The following is an 18,089-nucleotide window of genomic DNA, read 5'->3' as shown; positions in this document are numbered from 1 at the left end:
CTAGCCCGCTTCGACGGTGCCGGTGCGCAGCTTGGGCTTGTGCTCGAGCGCGCCGCCCTTGCGGATTTGCTCGCGAAATTCGTCGCGTTTTTCGTGGATCGAGGCGATCACGGGGCCAATAGCCACGCCGATGTCGCCGAGCACCGCTTCGGATAGCTGGAGCGAGCTTTCGAGTGTTTCGGGCACCGCATGGCTCGCCCCGGCGCGGTAGAGTTCGGCCGCGTGGATCGAATCGCGCGCGCGCGCCACGATCAGCAACTCGGGATATTGCTTCCGAAGCTTGGCGACGAGGCGCTGGGCGAGCACCGGTTCGTCCATCGTCAACACCACCGCCAGCGCATTGTCGAGGCCGAGGCGGTGGAGCGCGCCGCGCCGCGAGGCGTCGGCATAGAGCGCGTGATAGCCCTCGCGCTTGGCGCGCGCGATCAGGTCGGGGTTCGAATCGAGCGCGATATAGGGCTTCTCGTGGACCCGGAGCATGTCCGCCACGAGGCGTCCGACACGGCCCGCACCGACCACGATCACGCGCGGATCGTCGCTGTGTTCGGGCGGAAGCTCGGGCGCGGCCTCCACCCGGCGCGCGATCATCTGCCCGAGCTTGGCGAGGATCGGGGTCACCGTCAGCCCGATCGCGGTCACGATCTGCCAGAATTGCGCGGTGCCGGGTTGGATCAGCAACGCGGAACTGGCCGCGGCGAGCACGATCAGCGTGGTTTCCGAAGGGCTCGCCATCAGCATGCCGGTTTCCGCCGCGGTGCTTCGCCGCGCACCCATCAGGCGCAGCAATATCCCGGTGACGACCGCCTTGAAGGTCAGCACCAGCACCACCGCCAGCGCGATCGGGCCGAGATTGTCCCAGATCGTCGTCAGGTCGATGCTCATGCCCACGGTAATGAGGAACACGCCGAGCGCGAGACCCTTGAATGGCTCCATGATCGATTCGACCTCGCCGTGATATTCGGTTTCGGCGATCAGCAGCCCGGCGATCAGCGCGCCGACGATCGGCGACAGGCCGACGACGGCGGTAGCGAGGCTCGCGCCGATCACCACCAGCAGGCTCGCGGCGAGAAACAGTTCGGGGCTCTTGGTTCGCGCCGCCTGCGCGAACAGGCGGGGCAGGGCGATCCGCCCGACAACCAGCAGCGCGATGACCACCAGCCCACCCTGCCACAGCGTGTCGACGAGGCCTTCCCACCCTTCGGCCTGCGCGTTCGGCGCCATCGCGCCGAGCATGAAGATGATCGGCACGATGGCGATGTCCTCGAACAGCAGCATCGATAGCGCGGCGCGCCCGACCGGAGTGGTGGTGCCCGAAATCGGCAGCACGATCGCGGTGGAGGACAGCGCCAGCGCCAGCCCCAGCCCGAGCGCGCCGGTCCAGAATTGCCCCATCATCGACAGCGCGATGGCGAGGCAACTGCCGATGATGAGCAGTTCGAGCGCGCCGAGCCCGAAGACGAGCCTGCGCATCTGCCACAATCGATTGAACGACAGCTCGAGCCCGATCGAGAACAGCAACAGGATGATGCCGAATTCGGCGAACGGGGCCAGGCTCTCCGGATCGCTTATCGTAATGTGCCCGAGCCACGGGTACTCGAAGACCCATTCGCCGAGGCCGAAGGGGCCGACCGCGATGCCGATGAGGATGAAGCCGATGACCGGCGTAATGCGGAACCGGGTGAAGACCGGAATGACGATACCCGCCGCGCCGAGGATCACCAGCGCGTCGGACAGTGCGGGGGTTGGGGCGATCTCACCGGCCATGGCTTGCACCTAGCCACCGGTCGCACCAATGTCACGGCATGGCGCACGACAATGCCCGCGATATCGCGATCGTCGGTGGCGGACCGGCAGGCATGATGGCTGGCCTGCTGTTCGCGCGGGCCGGCCTGCGAGTGACCGTGCTGGAAAAGCATGCCGACTTCTTCCGCGATTTCCGCGGCGATACCGTCCATCCCTCGACGATGGAGGTGCTCGACGAACTCGGCATGCTCCGGCGCTTCCTGCAGCGGCCGCACGACCGGCTTGACCGGGCGGAAATTCGCGTGGCCGGGCGCGACTATGCCGTGGGCGACCTCTCGCACCTGCCGGTCGCGGCGCCCTTCATCGCGATGATGCCGCAATGGGAATTCCTCGATTTCCTGCGCGACGAGGCGGGCGCCTTCGCGGGTTTCTCGCTACGGATGGAGAGCCGGGCGGAAGCGCTGATCGAGGAGAGCGGCCGCACCGCCGGAGTGCGCCTGGCGGGCGGAGAGGAGCTTCGCGCGCGGCTCACCATCATGGCCGACGGGCGCGATTCGCTCGTGCGCACGCAGGGCCTGCTGCCGGTCGAAGCGCTCGGCGCGCCGATGGACGTGCTCTGGTTTCACCTCGGTCAGGGGGACAATCCGGGCGGCGCGCTGCGCGGTTCGGTCGACACGGGGCGTATGGTCATCCTGATCGACCGCGGATCGTATTGGCAGACGGCGTTGCTCGTGCCCAAGGGCGGTGCGGAGGCGGTCAAGGCGCGCGGCGTGCGCTGGGTGCGCGAGCAGGTCGCCGCCGCCTTTCCCGACATTCCGTTTCCCGAGCATGGGGAGCCCGACAGCATCGACGATCTCAAGCTGCTGTCGGTCGCGCTCGATCGGCTGACGCGCTGGCACCGGCCCGGCTTGCTGGCGATCGGCGACGCGGCCCACGCGATGAGCCCGATTGGCGGTATCGGGATCAACCTTGCGATCCAGGATGCGGTCGCGGCGGCGAACCTGCTTGCCGGGCCGATGGTGGCCGGGACCGATCCCGACCCGTTGCTCGCCAGCATCCAGGCGCGGCGGATGTTTCCCACCCGCGTCATCCAGGCCGCGCAGAAGGCGGCGCAGGATGCGATCATCGGGCGCGTGCTGTCGGGCGAGGCGATCACCCGCGCGCCGCTGCCCGTGCGGGTGCTCGACCGTTTTCCGCTGCTGCGGCGCGTTCCCGGCCGCGCGATCGGCCTCGGCGTGCGGCGCGAGCGGGTGCGCTCGCCCACCGTTTCCGGTTAACCGCCGCCGACGGTCGAGGGGCCGAGCGGTTCGCGCCGCGGCGGCGGCTTGCCGGGATGCGCGCCGGTCTCGTCCCATTCGATGCGATAGAGATCGAAACGGCGGTCCGCGAGGTTGCGCACCGTGCCTTCGGCGCGTGCCCAGCTAAGGTCCGCGAGGTTGATGTCGCTGATCGTCAGCGTCTCGACGTTCTCGCTCGCCTCGGCGGCGATGCCGTCGCGCGCGAAGGGGAAGTCGCACGGGGTCAGGATGCAGCTCTGCGCATACTGGATATCCATGTTGGCGACGTTGGGCAGGTTGCCGACATTGCCCGAGAGCACGACGTAGCACTGGTTCTCGATCGCGCGGGCCTGTGCACAATAGCGCACGCGCAGATACCCCTGCCGGCTGTCGGTGCAGAACGGCACGAAGATGATCCGCGCGCCTTCGTCGGCCAGCCGGCGGGTCAGTTCGGGGAACTCGCTGTCGTAGCAGATCTGCACCCCGATCGGGCCGCAATCGGTCTGGATCACGTCGATCTTGTCGCCGCCCTTGATGTTCCACCAATAGCGTTCGTTGGGCGTCGGGTGGATCTTCTCCTGCTCGTGGATCGCGCCGTCGCGCAGGCAGACGTAGGCGACGTTGTGGATGTCGCCGTCCTCCATCCGCGTCGGGTGCGATCCGGCGATGATGTTGATGTTGAACCGCATCGCCATGTCCGAAATGTCGGCCTTGAGGCGCGGGGTGTATTCGGACAGACGCTCGATCGCTTCGACCGGCGACAGTTCCTTTTCCTCGAAGCTCAGCAACATCAGCGTGAACAGTTCGGGAAAGACGATGAAGTCCGCCTCGTAATCGCTTGCGACATCGACGAAATAGCGGATCGCGCGCAGAAACTCGTCGTAGTCGGCGACCGCGCGCGCCTGCAATTGGCAGGTCGCGACGCGCACCGCCTCCACCCCGCGCGGCAGACGCTTCTTCACCGGCTGGTCGCGCTCTACGTAGGGGTTGCGCCAGACCATCATCACCGCGTTCGCCTCGGACTTCTTGTCCTCGGGCAGATAGTTCTTCATCACCCGCTCGGGCTCGAACCCGTTGGCGAGCTGGAAGCGCAGCACCGGATCGTGCAGCTTTCCGGCGATCACCTGTTCCAGATAATCGTCCGGGCCGTCCACCTTGCGCTTGTTGCGGCGATAGTTCGGCATCCGCCCGGCGAAGACGATCCCGGTCAGGTCGTTTTCCTCGGCCAGTGCGCGGCGTTCCTCGTAGAGCCGCCGCCCGATGCGCACGCCGCGCACCTTGGGGTCGACGCACATCTCGTAACCGTAGAGCCAGTCGCCGGTGGGATCGTGGCGGCTGCCGAAGCCGTTGCCGGTGATCTCGTCCCAGTCATGGTTCTGGAACGCCAGCGTCTCGGCGATCTGCATCGTCGCGCAATAGCCGACGACCTCCTCGTCGAGCAGCGCGACGAAGCAGCCTTCGGGGAAGTTGTTGATCTGTCCGCGGATTTCGCCGTGGGTGTAGGCGGGCATGTCGTCATAGACGCGCCGCACCAGCGCGGCGATCCCGCGGATGTCCTTCGCGCGCGCGTTGCGCACCTCGAGCCGGCGCTTGCCGAACTTCTCGGACGCCTTGCGGCGCGCGGGTTGCTGCTTTGTCGGTGTCTTAGCCACTGGAAATCGTGCCCCCTTGCGTCATCGAGTGTTCAATGACGCAAGAGGGCAGAGGTTTCACTTCCAGTTCGCCATCTCGGTTTCGAGGTTCTTCACGATCGCCTCGAAGAACTGCTCGGTGGTCAGCCAGTTCTGGTCCGGACCGATCAGCAGCGCGAGGTCCTTGGTCATCTGACCCTTCTCAACCGTGTTGATGCAGACCTTCTCCAGCGTCTCGGCGAAGCGGACCACGTCGGGGGTGTCGTCGAACTTGCCGCGATACATCAGGCCGCGGGTCCAGGCGAAGATGCTGGCGATCGGATTGGTGCTGGTCGCCTTGCCCTGCTGGTGCTGGCGATAGTGACGGGTAACGGTGCCGTGCGCGGCCTCGGCCTCCACGGTCTTGCCATCGGGCGTCATCAGCACGCTGGTCATCAGGCCGAGCGAGCCGAAGCCCTGCGCCACGGTATCGGACTGCACGTCGCCATCGTAGTTCTTGCAGGCCCACACGAACTTGCCGCTCCACTTGAGCGCGGCGGCGACCATGTCGTCGATCAGGCGGTGTTCGTAGGTGATGCCGGCGGCCTTGAACTTGTCGGCGAATTCGGCGTCGAACACTTCCTGGAACAGATCCTTGAAGCGGCCATCGTACTTCTTGAGGATGGTGTTCTTGGTCGAGAGATAGACCGGCCAGCCGCGATCGAGGCCGTAGTTCATGCTCGCGCGGGCGAAGTCGCGGATCGAATCGTCCAGGTTGTACATCGCCATCGCGACGCCGCTGGACTGGAATTCGAACACGTCGATATCGATGTTCTCGCCGTTTTCGCCTTCGAACACGAGGCGCAGCTTGCCAGCGCCGGGGATCAGCGTGTCTTTCGCGCGGTACTGGTCGCCGAAGGCGTGGCGGCCGACCACGATCGGGTCGGTCCAGCCGGGCACCAGCCGCGGCACGTTGTCGATCACGATCGGTTCGCGGAACACCACGCCGCCCAGGATGTTGCGGATCGTGCCGTTGGGGCTGACCCACATCTTCTTGAGGCCGAATTCCTCGACCCGCGCCTCGTCCGGGGTGATCGTGGCGCACTTCACGCCCACGCCGTGCTCCTTGATGGCGTTGGCGGCGTCGACGGTGATCTGGTCGTCGGTTTCGTCGCGCTTTTCGATCGACAGGTCGTAGTACTTCAGGTCGACATCGAGGTAGGGGAGGACGAGCCGCTCGCGGATCCATTCCCAGATGATGCGCGTCATTTCGTCGCCGTCGAGCTCGACGATCGGGTTCTTGACCTGGATTTTCTGCATGTCTGCCCTTGTCTGTCCTGAGGAGGTTTGCGGGCGCTTTAGCAGAGGGCGGGGAGGGCGCAAGGGAAGCGCCCATAAACGAAAAAGGCCCGCCTTCCGGCGAGCCTCTTATCGTCTGCGATGGTGGGCGTACCAAGGATTGAACTTGGGACCCCTACGATGTCAACATAGTGCTCTACCACTGAGCTATACGCCCCGGGCCATCGGCAGGCGGGCCATCTAGCGAGAGGCCGAGCCCCGCGCAAGCCCATTTGCGCAGGCCGTCAGACGGTCATCTGCAACTTGTCTTCGAATACGCGCTCCACCTCGAGCACGAGGTCGCGCAGATGGAAGGGCTTGGACAGCACCTTGGCCTGCGGCTGCTCGCGGCTGGCCTTGAGCGTGACGGCGGCGAAGCCGGTGATGAACATCACCTTGGTATGCGGGCTCACCTCGCCGCAACGCTGGGCGAGTTCGATCCCGTCCATCTCGGGCATCACGATATCGGACAGGAGGAGGTCGAAATCCTCCGCCTCGAGCAGTGGCACCGCCTCGGTCCCGCGATCCACGGCGACCACGTCGTAGCCGGCGTTTTCGAGTGCGCGCGCGAGATAACCGCGCATCGCCTCCTCGTCTTCGGCGATCAGGACCTTGAGACCATTGCTGTGCGTCATGCGGCGGCCTTAGCCGTGCCGGCTTAAGAAATCTTTCGCCTTGTCGATGTTGCCCTGCTTTGACACACCATGGTCAACGGTCCAGCAAGGATGGCGATGGACGAGCAGATGGCAGGGCCGGGGGGTGACGCGCCGCCGCGGGGGGCGATACCCGGCCACGGCGGACCGGCATTCACGCTGCACGTTCCGCGCGATACCCCGATCCCGGTGCTGGTCGCCGCCCCGCATGCCGGCCGCGACTATCCGCCTGCGGTGATCGAGGCGATGCGCAATGCGGATTACAGCGCGCTCAGGCTCGAGGATCGCTATGTCGACCTGCTCGCGCACGAAATCGCCGAGGCCACCGGAGCGGCGCTGCTGGTGGCACATGCCCCGCGCGCGATGCTCGATCTCAATCGCGCGTGCGAAGATATGGACTGGTCGATGGTCGAGGGCGGGGCGCCGAGGGAGGTGCGCAACTCGCTGGTCAACCGTCGTTCGCGCAGCGGGCTGGGGTTGATTCCGCGCCGCCTGGCCGGGGTGGGCGAGCTGTGGAAACGGTCGATTACGCGGGGCGAGCTCGAAGCGCGGATCGACGGTATCCACAAGCCCTATCACGCGGCGCTGGGGCAGGCGCTCGAAACCTTGCGCGACCGCTGGGGCGCAGCGCTGCTGATCGATCTCCATTCGATGCCGCCGCTGCGGCCCCGCTTCCCCGGCGACCGGCCGGCGGAATTCGTCATCGGCGACCGGTTCGGCGCTGCTTGCAACCCGGGGCTGGCGGCGCAGGGCTTCGCCTTTCTCGCGCGCCACGAACGGCGCGCGGCGCACAACCGTCCCTATGCCGGCGGTTATATCCTCGACCGGCACGCCGCCCCCGCGCGCGGGATCCATGCGATGCAGGTGGAGATTTGCCGCGCGACCTATCTCGACGCGCAGTTTGCCGAGCCATCGGCCCGAATGCCGGCGATGGCGAAGCTGCTCGGCGGGCTCGTGCGCGAGCTGGGGGACGTGGTCGCCGCGCTCGGTCGCGGAGGAACCCTGCCGCTGGCGGCCGAATGAAAAAACCACCTCGTGCAAGATGCACGAGGTGGCCAAGGTTCAGGGAGGAGGTGCACCGCAGCGCACCAATCGGAACCGGCCATGAGGGGATCGCCGGTCCGACACATTGCAGATAGGAAAGGGGTGTGGCCTTTACAAGCCCGGGCCGCCGCCCGGAAACCCCGCTCTGCCGTGCTTCAATTGACCGGAACTTCGGCCGGAGCCGGCGGCAGGGTGGGGCCCTTGCCCTGCTGCTGCTGGCGCGCGAAGATCGAGCGCATCAGTTCGAGCGAGAACAGGTGGCTGTAGATCATCGCGATCAGCCCGTTCTGGTTCCAGGTGCGCAGGACATCGCCCCGAACTTCGCGCAGCTTTTCCTGGTTCACCATGCGGAAGCCGCGGTAGATGTAGGGATTGTCGGGATTGTCGTTGGTGGTGATGGCAATCTCGCCATCCATCAGCAGATCGTGCTTCTTCAGTTCGTCGATGAAGTTCTTGGTCCGCTGGCCCGCTTCCTCGAAGTGCTGGCAGAATTCGAGCACGCGCTGGGTCGCCGCAGCGGGCTTGCCCTCGTCGTCGAACAGCGCCTCGCCTTCGGAGAACTCGCCGACCGCGTCGGTCGTCGGATCGAAGCACAGCGAGAGCTCGTCGGAATCCTGCTGGAGCTTGGCCAGCATGAACGGATAGCGGCGGACATACGCCGGCAGGTAGACCGGATCGGTGACCTTGCCGTTCTCGTCGACGAAAGTGTTCACGCCTTCGTTGAGGCCCATCAGCGCGAGCGGCAGCGGGTTCTCGCCCGAGGAGAACACGATCGGATAGTCGCGCTGCGCCTGCACGAATTCGTCGACCGTGAGCGGAATCGCGTGCTGGCCCGAAAGCCACTTGGCCGAATCGACCGATTTGCTGTGCCATTTGGCGTGATCGCGGCTGTTGAGCGGCATCAGGTCGTTGTAGAACAGGGGCAGGCTGGGCTGCGGCGCGCTGGCCATGGGAATCTCTCCGGATCGTCAGGAATGTCGCTTCGCGCAAGGCTCGCCCCGCGCGTGAAGGGCGCGCCTTACGGTGTGGCGGCAGGCTGTGCAAGTGGCACGAGCTTGCCCGGATTGAGCATGCCGTACGGATCGAGCGCCTGTTTCACCCGGCGCATCATATCGAGCGCGACCGGGTCGCCGAGCCGGCCCAGTTCGTCGCGCTTCATCTGGCCGATACCGTGTTCGGCGCTGATCGACCCGCCCCAGCGCGTGACGAGATCGTGGACGAAGGCGCTGATCGCCTTGCCCTCGTTCTCCTCCCACACGCCGCGCGCCGCGCCGCGCGGCGCGAGCACGTGGAAATGCACGTTGCCGTCGCCCAGATGGCCGAAGGCGACCGCGGTGGTGCCGGGGAAGCGTGCCTCGACCTCGGGCACTGCGCGGTCGACGAAATCGGCCATGCGCTCGACCGGCACCGAGATGTCGTGCTGCATCGCCGGGCCGATCGCGCGCTCCGCCGGGGAGATCGAATCGCGCAGCAGCCAGAACTGCTCGGCCTGCGCCTCGCTGGCGGCGATCGTCGCATCGGCGATGAGGCCCTGCTCGAACGCGCTCGCGAGCAAGGTTTCGGCCAGCGCGGGCAGGGCATCGGCTTGCCCATCTTCCGCGACCAACTCGATCAGCGCATGCCAGGCGTGCTCGCCCGAGACGGGGCTGCGGGCGTCGGGCAAGTGATCGAGCACCGAAGCGAGGCAGTGCGCGGGGATCACCTCGAACCCCTCCAGCCGGTCGCCGGCGCGCGCCTCGGCATGGAGCAGCAGGCGCCGCGCCGCGCCGATCGAATCCATTCCTGCCCACAGCACCGCGCGTCCGCCGATGGCGGGAAGCAGCCGCAGCGTCGCGGCGGTCACCACGCCCAGCGTCCCTTCCGAACCGATCAGCAATTGCTTGAGATCGAACCCGCGGTTGTCCTTCTTGAGCGGCGTCAGCGCATCGAACACGCTGCCGTCGGCCAGCACCGCCTCGATGCCGAGCACTTGCGCGCGCATCGTGCCGTGGCGCAGCACCTGCGTCCCGCCGGCGTTGGTCGAGATCAGTCCGCCGACCGTCGCCGAGCCCTTGCCGCCAAGCGTGAGCGGGAAGCGCAGGCGGTGATCGTGCGCCGCCTCGTGCAGCGTCTGCAGGATGACGCCCGCTTCGCACACCGCTTGCCGCGCATCGCTATCGAGTGTGCGGATGACGTTCATCCGGCGCAGCGAAAGCAGGAGCGCGCCGCCGGTTTCGTCGGGCGTCGCGCCGCCCGACATGCCGCTGTTGCCGCCCTGCGGGACGATCGGCACGCGATGCTGCGCGCACAGCTTCACCAGCGCCGCTGTCTCTTCGGTGCTCGCCGGAGAGGCCATCGCCAGCGCGCGGCCCGAATAGCGCCCGCGCCAGTCGGTCAGCCAGGGCGCGATCGTGTCGGCATCGCGGGAGAAGCCGCGTGCGCCGAGCAGGTCGGCCGCGGCGGCGAGGAAGGCGTCGGGATCGCGCATCTCGCGCCTATGGCACAGCAGCGGGCATATTCACCACCCGCGTCTTCGCAGCGCGGCAGGATTAAGCCTCCGTTCAAGCGTTTGCGCTATTGCGCCGCACGGCATAGAGTTGCCTCGATCGAGGCGACCGCACGGAGAAACTGACCAGCTTCGATGACCAGCCCCGCGGCCATCATTGCATCCCTGCTCGTTCTGTTCGGCTCGCCTGCGCCGGCCGGACCGTCGATCGTCGGGGACTCCGCACCGGCGGTTCCGCGCACGATCGGGGCCGAGGCCATGCAGCCGGGCTGGATCATGCTCGACGCGCTCCATGCCGACCCGGTCCAGCATCAGGTGCGGATCGAGCAGCGGGTCATCATCCGCGTCGCGCCGCATCGCACAAGCCCGCGCGAACCGAACCTGTCGTCGCTGGCGGAAGTGCGCCCCTCGCGGATACGCCCCGCTGAACGCGAGACCGAATGCCTGCCGGTCGCGGCGATCGGCGCGGTGCAGCCCGCGCGCGACAATCGCCTGATGCTCTACATGCGTGACCGGCGGATGTTCGCGGTGGAGCTGGAGCGGTCGTGCTCGGCACGGGATTTCTATTCGGGTTTCTATCTCGAGCGCCGGTCCGACGGGATGATGTGCGCCGATCGCGACAGGCTCCAGTCGCGCACCGGCTCGCGGTGCACGATCTCGGCACTCAACCAGATGGTCGCGGAACGCGATTGACCGGCCTCTCCGGCAATTCTTGACTTTTCCTCGCGTCCCGCGCAAAGGGCGCGGCGATTGTGCAGGTGCGAAGTGCCCTGCACGGCGGGCACCCCAGCCACAACCCGGATCCATCGGACACAGATGACTTTCGCCGACCTCGGCCTATCCCCTGAATTGCTCAAGGCCGTCGATGCCGCCGGCTATACCGAGCCGACTCCCATCCAGGCGCAGGCGATCCCGCCGGTCCTGATGATGAAGGACATCGTCGGCATCGCGCAGACCGGCACGGGCAAGACGGCAAGCTTCGTGCTGCCGATGATCGATATCCTCGCCAGTGGCCGCCGCCGCGCGCGCATGCCGCGCAGCCTGATTCTCGAGCCGACGCGCGAACTCGCGGCGCAGGTGGCGGAGAACTTCGAGAAGTACGGCACCAACCACGACCTCAGGATGGCACTGCTGATCGGCGGCGTGCAGATGGGCGACCAGGTCAAGGCGCTCGACGAAGGCGTCGACGTGCTGATCGCCACCCCGGGCCGGCTGATGGACCTGTTCGAGCGCGGCAAGATCCTGCTCAACGGCTGCGAACTGCTGGTGATCGACGAGGCCGACCGGATGCTCGACATGGGGTTCATCCCCGATATCGAGTTCATCTGCTCGAAGCTGCCCGAAACGCGCCAGACGATGCTGTTCAGCGCCACGATGCCGCCGCCGATCGAAAAGCTGGCGAAGAAGTTCCTGACCGCGCCCAAGCGGATCGAGGTCAGCCGCCGCGCCTCCACCAACGAGAACATCACCGCGTTCAAGGTGCCGGTGAAGGCTCGCCAGAAGCGCGAGACGCTGCGCTGGTTGCTGCGCAACGATCTGGTCGAGACCGCGATCATCTTCGCCAACCGCAAGACCACCGTGCGCGAGCTCAACAAGAGCCTGCAGAGTCACGGCTTCGCCAGCGGCGAAATCCACGGCGACATGGACCAGACCAGCCGCTTGCGCGAACTCGACCGGTTCAAGCAGGGCGACGTCAACATCCTCGTCGCCAGCGACGTCGCCGCGCGCGGGCTCGACATCAAGGGCGTGAGCCACGTGTTCAATTTCGACACGCCGTGGCACCCGGACGACTACGTCCACCGCATCGGCCGCACCGGCCGCGCGGGCGCCAAGGGGCGTGCGTTCACCTTCGTCGCGGAAGACGACGCCGAGGCGATCGACAATGTCGAGAAGCTGACCGGCGCGGAAATCGCGGTGTTCGGCAAGAAGGACGTCCGCGTCGAGCTCAAGCCCGCGCCCGAACCGCGCGAGGAACGCCCTCACGAGAAGGAGGAACGGCCCCGCCGTTCGCGCCGCGATCGCGAGGACCGCGAAGATCGCGACCGGCAAAGCCGCAAGCCGCGCCGCGACAGCCCCTCGCGGCCCGACCGGGCGGAGCGCCCCGAGCGCCAGCGCCGCCGTCGCGACGAAGACGACGAACCGGTCCCCGCAGGCGAATGGAACGGGCCGAAGCCCGATTTCCTCGGCGTCGGTTTCAGCTGACGCGCGGGCGCTGCGGGCCGCGCGCTGTCGGTTGCCGCATGGCGCTCAGGCCCGCAGAATCTTCTCCATCGCCTTGCCCTTTGCCAGCTCGTCGACGAGCTTGTCGAGGTAGCGGACCTCGCGCATCAGCGGGTCCTCGACGTCTTCCACGCGCACGCCACAGACCGCGCCGGTTATCAGCGTGCGATCCGGGTTGAGCCTCGGAGCCTCGTCGAAGAACGTTTGGAAATCGGTTTCGCGGTCGATCTCGCGCTGCAGGCTCGCGCGGTCGTGACCGGTCAGCCAGCAGATGACCTGATCCACCTCGTCCTTCGTCCGCCCCTTCCTCTCGGCCTTCTGCCCGTACAGCGGATAGACCTTGGCGAACTTCATCGCCGCGATGTTCATTCGGCCCATCTCGCGCCTCCCTAGCGCCTTCACGCCACCGTTACGAAGCTGTCGATCACCCGCTTGGTGCCGGCCTGCTCGAATTCGATCTCCAGCCGGTTGCCTTCCTGATCGGTCACCGTGCCGTAGCCGAACTTGTCGTGGAACACGCGCGCGCCGATAGCGATGTCGGTGCGCGGCTTGGCGGCGAAGCTCGCCGCGCTGCGCGTGCTTTCCTTTACTCGCTTCGGGCTGGGATCGTAACCGGTGGTGAGCGCGCGCTGCCAGCCGGGGCCGCGTGTGGTGGTGCGGGCAGGCTGGGCCCGGGCGAGGTGGGCGAACGGATCGTCGTGCTCGCTCATCCCTGCGCGCCACAATGAGGCGCCACCGGTGAGCGTGGTTTCTTCCTCGATATGGTCGGCGGGCAGTTCGCCGACGAAACGGCTGGGGATGGAACTGGTCCACTGGCCGTAGATGCGCCGGTTCGCCGCGTGGACGATCGTGCAACGCCGCCGCGCGCGGGTGATCGCAACGTAGGCCAGGCGGCGCTCTTCCTCGAGGCTGGCGAGCCCGCCTTCGTCGAGCGCGCGCTGGCTCGGAAACACGCCTTCCTCCCACCCGGGCAGGAACACGTTGTCGAATTCCAGCCCTTTGGCGGCGTGGATGGTCATGATCGTGACCTTCTCGGTCGACTGGTCGGCGTCGTTGTCCATCACCAGGCTGACGTGTTCGAGGAAATCGCCGAGCGTGTCGTATTCCTCCATCGCGCGCGCGAGTTCGGACAGGTTTTCCAGCCGTCCCGCCGCCTCGGCGGTCTTTTCCGCCTGGAGCATCGCCTCGTAGCCGCTCTCGGTCAGCACCGTGCGCAGCAGTTCGGCGGGTGTCACTTTGTCTGCCTGCTCGCGCCACACGAGGAACTGGCGCATCAGCGCGGCGATCGTGCCGCCTGCGCGCGCGGGCAGTTCGTCGCTGTCGGCCAGTTGCAGCGAGGCGGCGGCGAGCGGCAGGCCGGTGGCGCGCGCATGCTGGTGCATCTTCTCGAGCGTCTTGGCGCCGAGCCCGCGCTTGGGCTGGTTGTAGATCCGTTCGAACGCCAGATCGTCGGCGGGCTGGGCGATCACCCGCAGGTACGCGAGCGCGTCACGAATCTCGGCGCGTTCGTAGAAGCGGAAACCGCCGACGATGCGATAGGCGAGGCCGATCTGGATGAAGCGGTCCTCGAACTCGCGCGTCTGGTATTGCGCGCGCACCAGGATGGCGATCCGGTCGAGCGGCGCGCCTTCGCGCTCCAGCCGTTCGATCTCCTCGCCTACGCGGCGCGCTTCCTCGGGCGCGTCCCACACGCCGATCACGCGCACCTTGTCGCCGCCGTCGGCCTCGGTCCACAGCGTCTTGCCGAGCCGCTGGCTGTTGGCATTTATTAGGCCCGAGGCGGCGCCGAGGATGTGCGGGGTGGAGCGATAGTTCTGCTCCAGCTTGATGACCGCCGCGCCGGGAAAATCCTTCTCGAACTTGAGGATATTGGCGACCTCGGCCCCGCGCCAGGAATAGATCGACTGATCGTCGTCCCCCACCACGCAGATATTCTTGCGCTCCTGCGCGAGCAGGCGGAGCCAGAGATACTGGACCTGATTGGTGTCCTGATACTCGTCGACGAGGATGTATTTGAAGCGCTGCTGATACTGCGCCAGCACCTCGCGCTCGCGGCGGAAGATGTTGAGCATGTGCAGCAGCAGATCGCCGAAATCGCAGGCGTTCAGCGCCTTCAGCCGATCCTGATAGAGCCTATAGAACTGCTGGCCGCGGCCGTTGGCGTAGGCCTCGTTCTCGACCGCATCGAGATCCTCGGGGTTGAGCCCGCGGTTCTTCCATCGGTCGATCAGGCCGGCAAGCTGGCGCGCGGGCCAGCGCTTCTCGTCGAGGTCGTTCTGCTGGATCAGCTGCTTGAGCAGGCGCGACTGGTCGTCGGTATCGATGATCGTGTAATTCGATTGCAGTCCCACCAGTTCGGCATGGCGTCGCAACATCTTCGCGCCAATCGAATGGAACGTGCCGAGCCACGGCATTCCTTCCACCGCAGGGCCGATATGCCGGCCAACCCGTTCGCGCATCTCGCGCGCGGCCTTGTTGGTGAAAGTGACGCAGAGGATTTCGCTCGGCCAGGCGCGCCGGGTTGCGACGAGATGTGCCAGACGTGCGGTGAGCGCCGAGGTCTTGCCCGTTCCGGCCCCGGCGAGCATCAGCACGGGCCCCTCGGTCGTCAGCACGGCCTCGCGCTGGGGCGCGTTAAGCTGCTCTGCATAAAGCGGAATCTCGCTCGATGGTGGGCGAGCGGCGGCGGATTCGGCGAGGTCGGTCACGACGCGAACAGTTAGAGAACGCAAGGTGCCGGCGCAAGGGCGCGGCGGAACCGAGCCCGGCGTGCGGCGTAGAGCCAGCTATACAACCGACAATGGAGAAAGCTGCAATGCGTACCATGATGCTTGCTGGTGCCGCCGCGCTGGCGCTGGCCGTACCCGCTGCTGCCCAGGATGCCACCGCCCCCGAAGATACCGCGACGGCAGCGCAGGCGCCCGCCGATATGGCGACCGACGCCGCGTTTTCGATGAACGCGACGCAGCAGACCGCTTACGACGCATGGCCCGCCGACCGGCAGGCTTCCTACGATGGCTGGCCGGGCGGAGTTCAGGAGTATTACTGGACCTTGACCCCCGAACAGCAGACCGGCTGGTGGGCGCTGACCGATGAACAGCGGGTGCAGGTGTTCCAGATGACGCCCGCCCAGCGGACTCAGGCTTGGGCGCAGATTTCCGCGCAACTCAACGGTGCGCCCCCTCCGGGCGCTGCTGCACCCGCGGCCCCTGCGGCTGCTCCCGCATCCAGCATGCCCGCGACGCCGTCGACTTCCGGCACTGCGCCGCCCCCGCCGGCGCCCGCTGCCACCTCCGCGCCGATGACGTCGACCGCTCCGGCCACGCCGCGGTCGCCGGCTGGCGCGCAGGCAGGCTCGGGCAATATGCAGTTCGTCGCGAGCGAGACCGTGCAGAGTGCACCCGCGCCGAAGACCGACTATCCGATCTGCGAGGACGGGGTCACCGACGGCTGCGTCAATCCGCGTGAGGCGGGCAAGAATTACGGCAATCGTCCGCTAAACTATTGGCCGGGTCGCCCGGCGAGCGAAATCGACGAGCCGCTGCCCGCCGAACAGCCGGCCACGCCGGTGGCCGAGGAAGAGCCCGAGGCCTGACGGTTTTTTCGGCGCGCCTCTCTGGACACGGATGAGCGCACAGGCCGAAAAGGGGCGGAGCTGCCATGGCGGCTCCGCCCTTACTTTATGTTGATTGGCAATTTTGGCCAGCGACGTGCTGAAAAATTTCGGAAATTTGTTGATCTGCGTTTTGCCGCGATTCGGCCACATTTACCGCTGAAGCGTTCTCCAGAAGCGATTTGGCCAAGCCGGAAACCTTGTTTCAGGCCCTCTTGATGGCCACGATAATAGGTAATCCTGACAGGGGGACTGCTGTCGGGAATTGGTTCGCGTTCGTTGCATGGGATTTTTGCAAAGGAGATTTCCCAATGCGTATTGTTACTCTTATCCCCGCCGCGGCTGCCGCCGCTCTCATCGCTTTCCCCGCGCTTGCGCAGGACGAAGCCGCATCCGCGCCGCCGGTCGAAGCGACCGCCACCAGTTCGCTCGATGCCCAGCAGCAAGCGAGCTACGATGCGTGGCCCGCGGCCCAGCAGGCCCAGTACGATGCCTGGCCGGCCGACACCCAGACCTATTTCTGGGCGCTGACGCCTGATCGTCAGGAACTGTTCTGGCGCATCTCGGACTCGAACAAGGTGACGCTCTCGGGCCTTCCGGCCGAGCAGCAGGAGCAGGCTTGGGCGCAGATCGAAAGCCAGGCCGCCGCGATGGCGAGTGGCGCCACCACGGCTGCTCCGACCGAGGCCCCTCCGGCTGACATGGCGGCTGAGCCGACCACCGATCCGACGCCAGAAGACCCGGCGGTGACCGAGGAGGAACCGACGCAGGAACCGATGTAATCGGTGCGTTGAACCTCTAAATCTGCGCGGCAAGGCGGAGCAAAGTCAACTTCGCCTTGCCGACGCGTCTTTCGGCCTCGATTTCGAGGCCTTTTACTTGCACCGCCTCGTCGGCCCGCGTCTCCAGCGCCGCCCACGTGGCTTCCCCCATCCAGCCCAGTCGCAGCAGCCTGTCGAGCGCGACCGCGCCCGCGCCGGTGCCGTAGGGCGGATCGAGCAGAATCAGATCGAGCGCCGTTTTCGCCGGCCCCAGCGACAGCACCGAAGCCGCGCTGATCTCGCAGCGGGCGCGCGCATCCAGGCTTGCGATGTTTGTACGCAACGCGGTCAGCGCGGCGCTGTCCTGCTCGACGAACAGGCACCGCGCCGCGCCGCGCGATAGCGCCTCCAGCCCGAGCGCGCCCGAGCCCGCGAACAGGTCCACCACCGCCAGCCCCTCGAAACTGCCCAGCCTGCTCGCCAGCATGGAAAATAGCGTTTCGCGCGTGCGGTCGGCGGTGGGCCGCGTCGCCTCGCCCTTGGGCGCGACGAGTTTGCGCCCGCGCCATTCGCCCGCGACGATCCTCACGAGCGCTTCTTCAAACCACTACGGAATCGCTCGATCTGCTGCTTGGGGATTTCGACCGCCTGCCCGCGCGCCAGTTCGCCGATTGCGAACGGGCCGTAGCCGGTGCGGATCAGGCGGCTGACCTGTAGCCCGAGGTGTTCGAGCACGCGGCGAATCTCGCGGTTCTTGCCTTCGGTGATCGTCAGCTCGATCCACTGGTTGCGCCCGGTGCGCCGCTCCATGTTGGCGTCGATCCGGCCGTAATGCATCCCGTCGATGGTCACACCGTCGATCAGATCCTCGAGCTGCTGCTGGCTTATCTCGCCGAACGTGCGCGCGCGGTAGGTGCGCGGGATGCCGCTCGCGGGCAGTTCCATCTGCCGCTTCAGTTCGCCGTCGTTGGTGAGTAGCAGCAGCCCTTCTGTGTTGAGGTCGAGCCGGCCGATCGGCATGACCCGTCCGGCGTCGCGCGGCAGGGCGTTGCGCAGCGCGGTGTAGATGGTCGGGCGGCGCTTGGGATCGCGTTCGGCGGTGATGAGGCCGGTCGGCTTGTGGAACGCGAACAGCCGCGTGCGGTCCGCCGCCGCGACCGGCTTGCCGTCCACCGTCACGCCGCGCAGGTGCGGCAGGATCGTCGCCGGGGTCTCGAGCACCTTGCCGCCGACCGCCACGCGCCCGTCGGCGATCATCCGCTCGACCTCGCGCCGGCTGGCCACGCCCGCGCGTGCGAGCAGCTTGGCGATACGTTCGCCTTCTGGTCTGGGTTGCTGCGCCATC

Annotated in this window: 17 protein-coding genes, 1 tRNA gene and 1 pseudogene; 7 read left to right on the top strand and 12 right to left on the bottom strand. The window is 66.8% G+C overall.

The window, feature by feature from the left end:
* Entirely contained in the window at positions 1–1,764 is a 1,764-nt protein-coding gene (locus ACE3QC_RS04445; protein WP_374405896.1) for a cation:proton antiporter, read from the bottom strand.
* Between the two features lie 38 nt (positions 1,765–1,802).
* Between ACE3QC_RS04445 and ACE3QC_RS04440 the strand changes: the two genes are divergently transcribed.
* On the top strand, positions 1,803–3,020 hold the full coding sequence (locus ACE3QC_RS04440; RefSeq protein WP_374405895.1) for an FAD-dependent oxidoreductase: 1,218 nt from the start codon (positions 1,803–1,805) through the stop codon (positions 3,018–3,020).
* Here the strand turns inward: ACE3QC_RS04440 and ACE3QC_RS04435 are convergent.
* Positions 3,017–4,072 (bottom strand): carbon-nitrogen hydrolase family protein, encoded by a 1,056-nt coding sequence (locus tag ACE3QC_RS04435; protein WP_374406646.1) that lies wholly within the window; start codon positions 4,070–4,072, stop codon positions 3,017–3,019. The genes ACE3QC_RS04440 and ACE3QC_RS04435 overlap by 4 nt on opposite strands.
* A 22-nt stretch (positions 4,073–4,094) precedes the next feature.
* Between ACE3QC_RS04435 and ACE3QC_RS04430 the strand changes: the two genes are divergently transcribed.
* Positions 4,095–4,157: a hypothetical protein gene (locus tag ACE3QC_RS04430; RefSeq protein ID WP_374406644.1), complete on the top strand. Its 63-nt coding sequence runs from the start codon at positions 4,095–4,097 to the stop codon at positions 4,155–4,157.
* A gap of 50 nt (positions 4,158–4,207) precedes the next feature.
* On the opposite strand, the pseudogene ACE3QC_RS04425 reads toward ACE3QC_RS04430, so the two are convergent.
* From ACE3QC_RS04425 to cpdR, 4 genes and pseudogenes are all read right to left on the bottom strand, one after another.
* Positions 4,208–4,531, bottom strand: a pseudogene (locus ACE3QC_RS04425) (GNAT family N-acetyltransferase); the annotation flags it as partial.
* Between the two features lie 198 nt (positions 4,532–4,729).
* On the bottom strand, positions 4,730–5,950 hold the full coding sequence (locus tag ACE3QC_RS04420) for an NADP-dependent isocitrate dehydrogenase (RefSeq protein ID WP_374405894.1): 1,221 nt from the start codon (positions 5,948–5,950) through the stop codon (positions 4,730–4,732).
* Between the two features lie 121 nt (positions 5,951–6,071).
* A tRNA-Val gene (locus ACE3QC_RS04415) sits at positions 6,072–6,146 on the bottom strand.
* A gap of 67 nt (positions 6,147–6,213) precedes the next feature.
* On the bottom strand, positions 6,214–6,603 hold the full coding sequence (cpdR, locus tag ACE3QC_RS04410) for a cell cycle two-component system response regulator CpdR (protein WP_374405893.1): 390 nt from the start codon (positions 6,601–6,603) through the stop codon (positions 6,214–6,216).
* Positions 6,604–6,699: 96 nt separating this feature from the next.
* Between cpdR and ACE3QC_RS04405 the strand changes: the two genes are divergently transcribed.
* Complete coding sequence (locus ACE3QC_RS04405; protein ID WP_374405892.1) at positions 6,700–7,644, top strand: N-formylglutamate amidohydrolase; 945 nt, start codon at positions 6,700–6,702, stop codon at positions 7,642–7,644.
* 176 nt (positions 7,645–7,820) lie between these two features.
* Here the strand turns inward: ACE3QC_RS04405 and ACE3QC_RS04400 are convergent, their stop codons facing one another.
* The gene (locus ACE3QC_RS04400; protein WP_374405891.1) at positions 7,821–8,615 is read right to left on the bottom strand and encodes a SapC family protein; all 795 of its coding nucleotides are present in this window, start codon (positions 8,613–8,615) and stop codon (positions 7,821–7,823) included.
* A 68-nt stretch (positions 8,616–8,683) separates the two neighbouring features.
* The gene (locus ACE3QC_RS04395; RefSeq protein ID WP_374405890.1) at positions 8,684–10,132 is read right to left on the bottom strand and encodes an FAD-binding oxidoreductase; all 1,449 of its coding nucleotides are present in this window, start codon (positions 10,130–10,132) and stop codon (positions 8,684–8,686) included.
* Between the two features lie 153 nt (positions 10,133–10,285).
* On the opposite strand from ACE3QC_RS04395, the gene ACE3QC_RS04390 reads away from it, so the two are divergent.
* Positions 10,286–10,843 carry a hypothetical protein gene (locus ACE3QC_RS04390; protein WP_374405889.1) on the top strand — a complete coding sequence of 186 codons (558 nt, stop codon included), beginning with the start codon at positions 10,286–10,288 and terminating at the stop codon, positions 10,841–10,843.
* Between the two features lie 123 nt (positions 10,844–10,966).
* Positions 10,967–12,352 carry a DEAD/DEAH box helicase gene (locus ACE3QC_RS04385; protein ID WP_374405888.1) on the top strand — a complete coding sequence of 462 codons (1,386 nt, stop codon included), beginning with the start codon at positions 10,967–10,969 and terminating at the stop codon, positions 12,350–12,352.
* A gap of 45 nt (positions 12,353–12,397) precedes the next feature.
* On the opposite strand, the gene ACE3QC_RS04380 is transcribed toward ACE3QC_RS04385, so the two are convergent.
* Positions 12,398–12,739 (bottom strand): DUF2200 domain-containing protein, encoded by a 342-nt coding sequence (locus ACE3QC_RS04380; RefSeq protein WP_374405887.1) that lies wholly within the window; start codon positions 12,737–12,739, stop codon positions 12,398–12,400.
* Between the two features lie 29 nt (positions 12,740–12,768).
* Positions 12,769–15,078: an ATP-dependent helicase gene (locus tag ACE3QC_RS04375; protein ID WP_374405886.1), complete on the bottom strand. Its 2,310-nt coding sequence runs from the start codon at positions 15,076–15,078 to the stop codon at positions 12,769–12,771.
* A gap of 107 nt (positions 15,079–15,185) precedes the next feature.
* On the opposite strand from ACE3QC_RS04375, the gene ACE3QC_RS04370 reads away from it, so the two are divergent.
* Both ACE3QC_RS04370 and ACE3QC_RS04365 read left to right on the top strand, forming a co-directional pair.
* A complete protein-coding gene (locus ACE3QC_RS04370) occupies positions 15,186–15,965 on the top strand; it encodes a hypothetical protein (protein WP_374405885.1) in 780 nt (259 codons plus the stop codon).
* Between the two features lie 329 nt (positions 15,966–16,294).
* Positions 16,295–16,765, top strand: a complete 471-nt coding sequence (locus ACE3QC_RS04365; protein WP_374405884.1) for a hypothetical protein — start codon at positions 16,295–16,297, stop codon at positions 16,763–16,765.
* A gap of 16 nt (positions 16,766–16,781) precedes the next feature.
* Here ACE3QC_RS04365 and rsmD read toward each other — a convergent pair whose 3' ends face one another.
* Together rsmD and ACE3QC_RS04355 are read right to left on the bottom strand one after the other, a co-directional pair.
* Positions 16,782–17,333, bottom strand: coding sequence for a 16S rRNA (guanine(966)-N(2))-methyltransferase RsmD (gene rsmD, locus ACE3QC_RS04360; protein WP_374405883.1), 552 nt, complete (start codon positions 17,331–17,333; stop codon positions 16,782–16,784).
* Positions 17,330–18,088 carry a pseudouridine synthase gene (locus ACE3QC_RS04355; RefSeq protein WP_374405882.1) on the bottom strand — a complete coding sequence of 253 codons (759 nt, stop codon included), beginning with the start codon at positions 18,086–18,088 and terminating at the stop codon, positions 17,330–17,332. Before ACE3QC_RS04355 ends, rsmD begins: the two co-directional genes overlap by 4 nt.
* Between the last annotated feature and the right edge of the window lies 1 nt (position 18,089).

It is taken from the genome of Pelagerythrobacter sp. (assembly GCF_041912895.1).
Taxonomy (GTDB): domain Bacteria; phylum Pseudomonadota; class Alphaproteobacteria; order Sphingomonadales; family Sphingomonadaceae; genus Pelagerythrobacter.
This window is presented reverse-complemented; position numbering and strand designations above follow the sequence as displayed.

Coding starts and splice junctions, on each gene's coding strand:
- ACE3QC_RS04445 (WP_374405896.1), bottom strand. CDS start 1,764: ATGGCCGGTGAGATCGCCCCAACCCCCGCACTGTCCGACGCGCTGGTG.
- ACE3QC_RS04440 (WP_374405895.1), top strand. CDS start 1,803: ATGGCGCACGACAATGCCCGCGATATCGCGATCGTCGGTGGCGGACCG.
- ACE3QC_RS04435 (WP_374406646.1), bottom strand. CDS start 4,072: ATGAAGAACTATCTGCCCGAGGACAAGAAGTCCGAGGCGAACGCGGTG.
- ACE3QC_RS04420 (WP_374405894.1), bottom strand. CDS start 5,950: ATGCAGAAAATCCAGGTCAAGAACCCGATCGTCGAGCTCGACGGCGAC.
- cpdR (WP_374405893.1), bottom strand. CDS start 6,603: ATGACGCACAGCAATGGTCTCAAGGTCCTGATCGCCGAAGACGAGGAG.
- ACE3QC_RS04405 (WP_374405892.1), top strand. CDS start 6,700: ATGGACGAGCAGATGGCAGGGCCGGGGGGTGACGCGCCGCCGCGGGGG.
- ACE3QC_RS04400 (WP_374405891.1), bottom strand. CDS start 8,615: ATGGCCAGCGCGCCGCAGCCCAGCCTGCCCCTGTTCTACAACGACCTG.
- ACE3QC_RS04395 (WP_374405890.1), bottom strand. CDS start 10,132: ATGCGCGATCCCGACGCCTTCCTCGCCGCCGCGGCCGACCTGCTCGGC.
- ACE3QC_RS04390 (WP_374405889.1), top strand. CDS start 10,286: ATGACCAGCCCCGCGGCCATCATTGCATCCCTGCTCGTTCTGTTCGGC.
- ACE3QC_RS04385 (WP_374405888.1), top strand. CDS start 10,967: ATGACTTTCGCCGACCTCGGCCTATCCCCTGAATTGCTCAAGGCCGTC.
- ACE3QC_RS04380 (WP_374405887.1), bottom strand. CDS start 12,739: ATGAACATCGCGGCGATGAAGTTCGCCAAGGTCTATCCGCTGTACGGG.
- ACE3QC_RS04370 (WP_374405885.1), top strand. CDS start 15,186: ATGCGTACCATGATGCTTGCTGGTGCCGCCGCGCTGGCGCTGGCCGTA.
- ACE3QC_RS04365 (WP_374405884.1), top strand. CDS start 16,295: ATGCGTATTGTTACTCTTATCCCCGCCGCGGCTGCCGCCGCTCTCATC.
- ACE3QC_RS04355 (WP_374405882.1), bottom strand. CDS start 18,088: ATGGCGCAGCAACCCAGACCAGAAGGCGAACGTATCGCCAAGCTGCTC.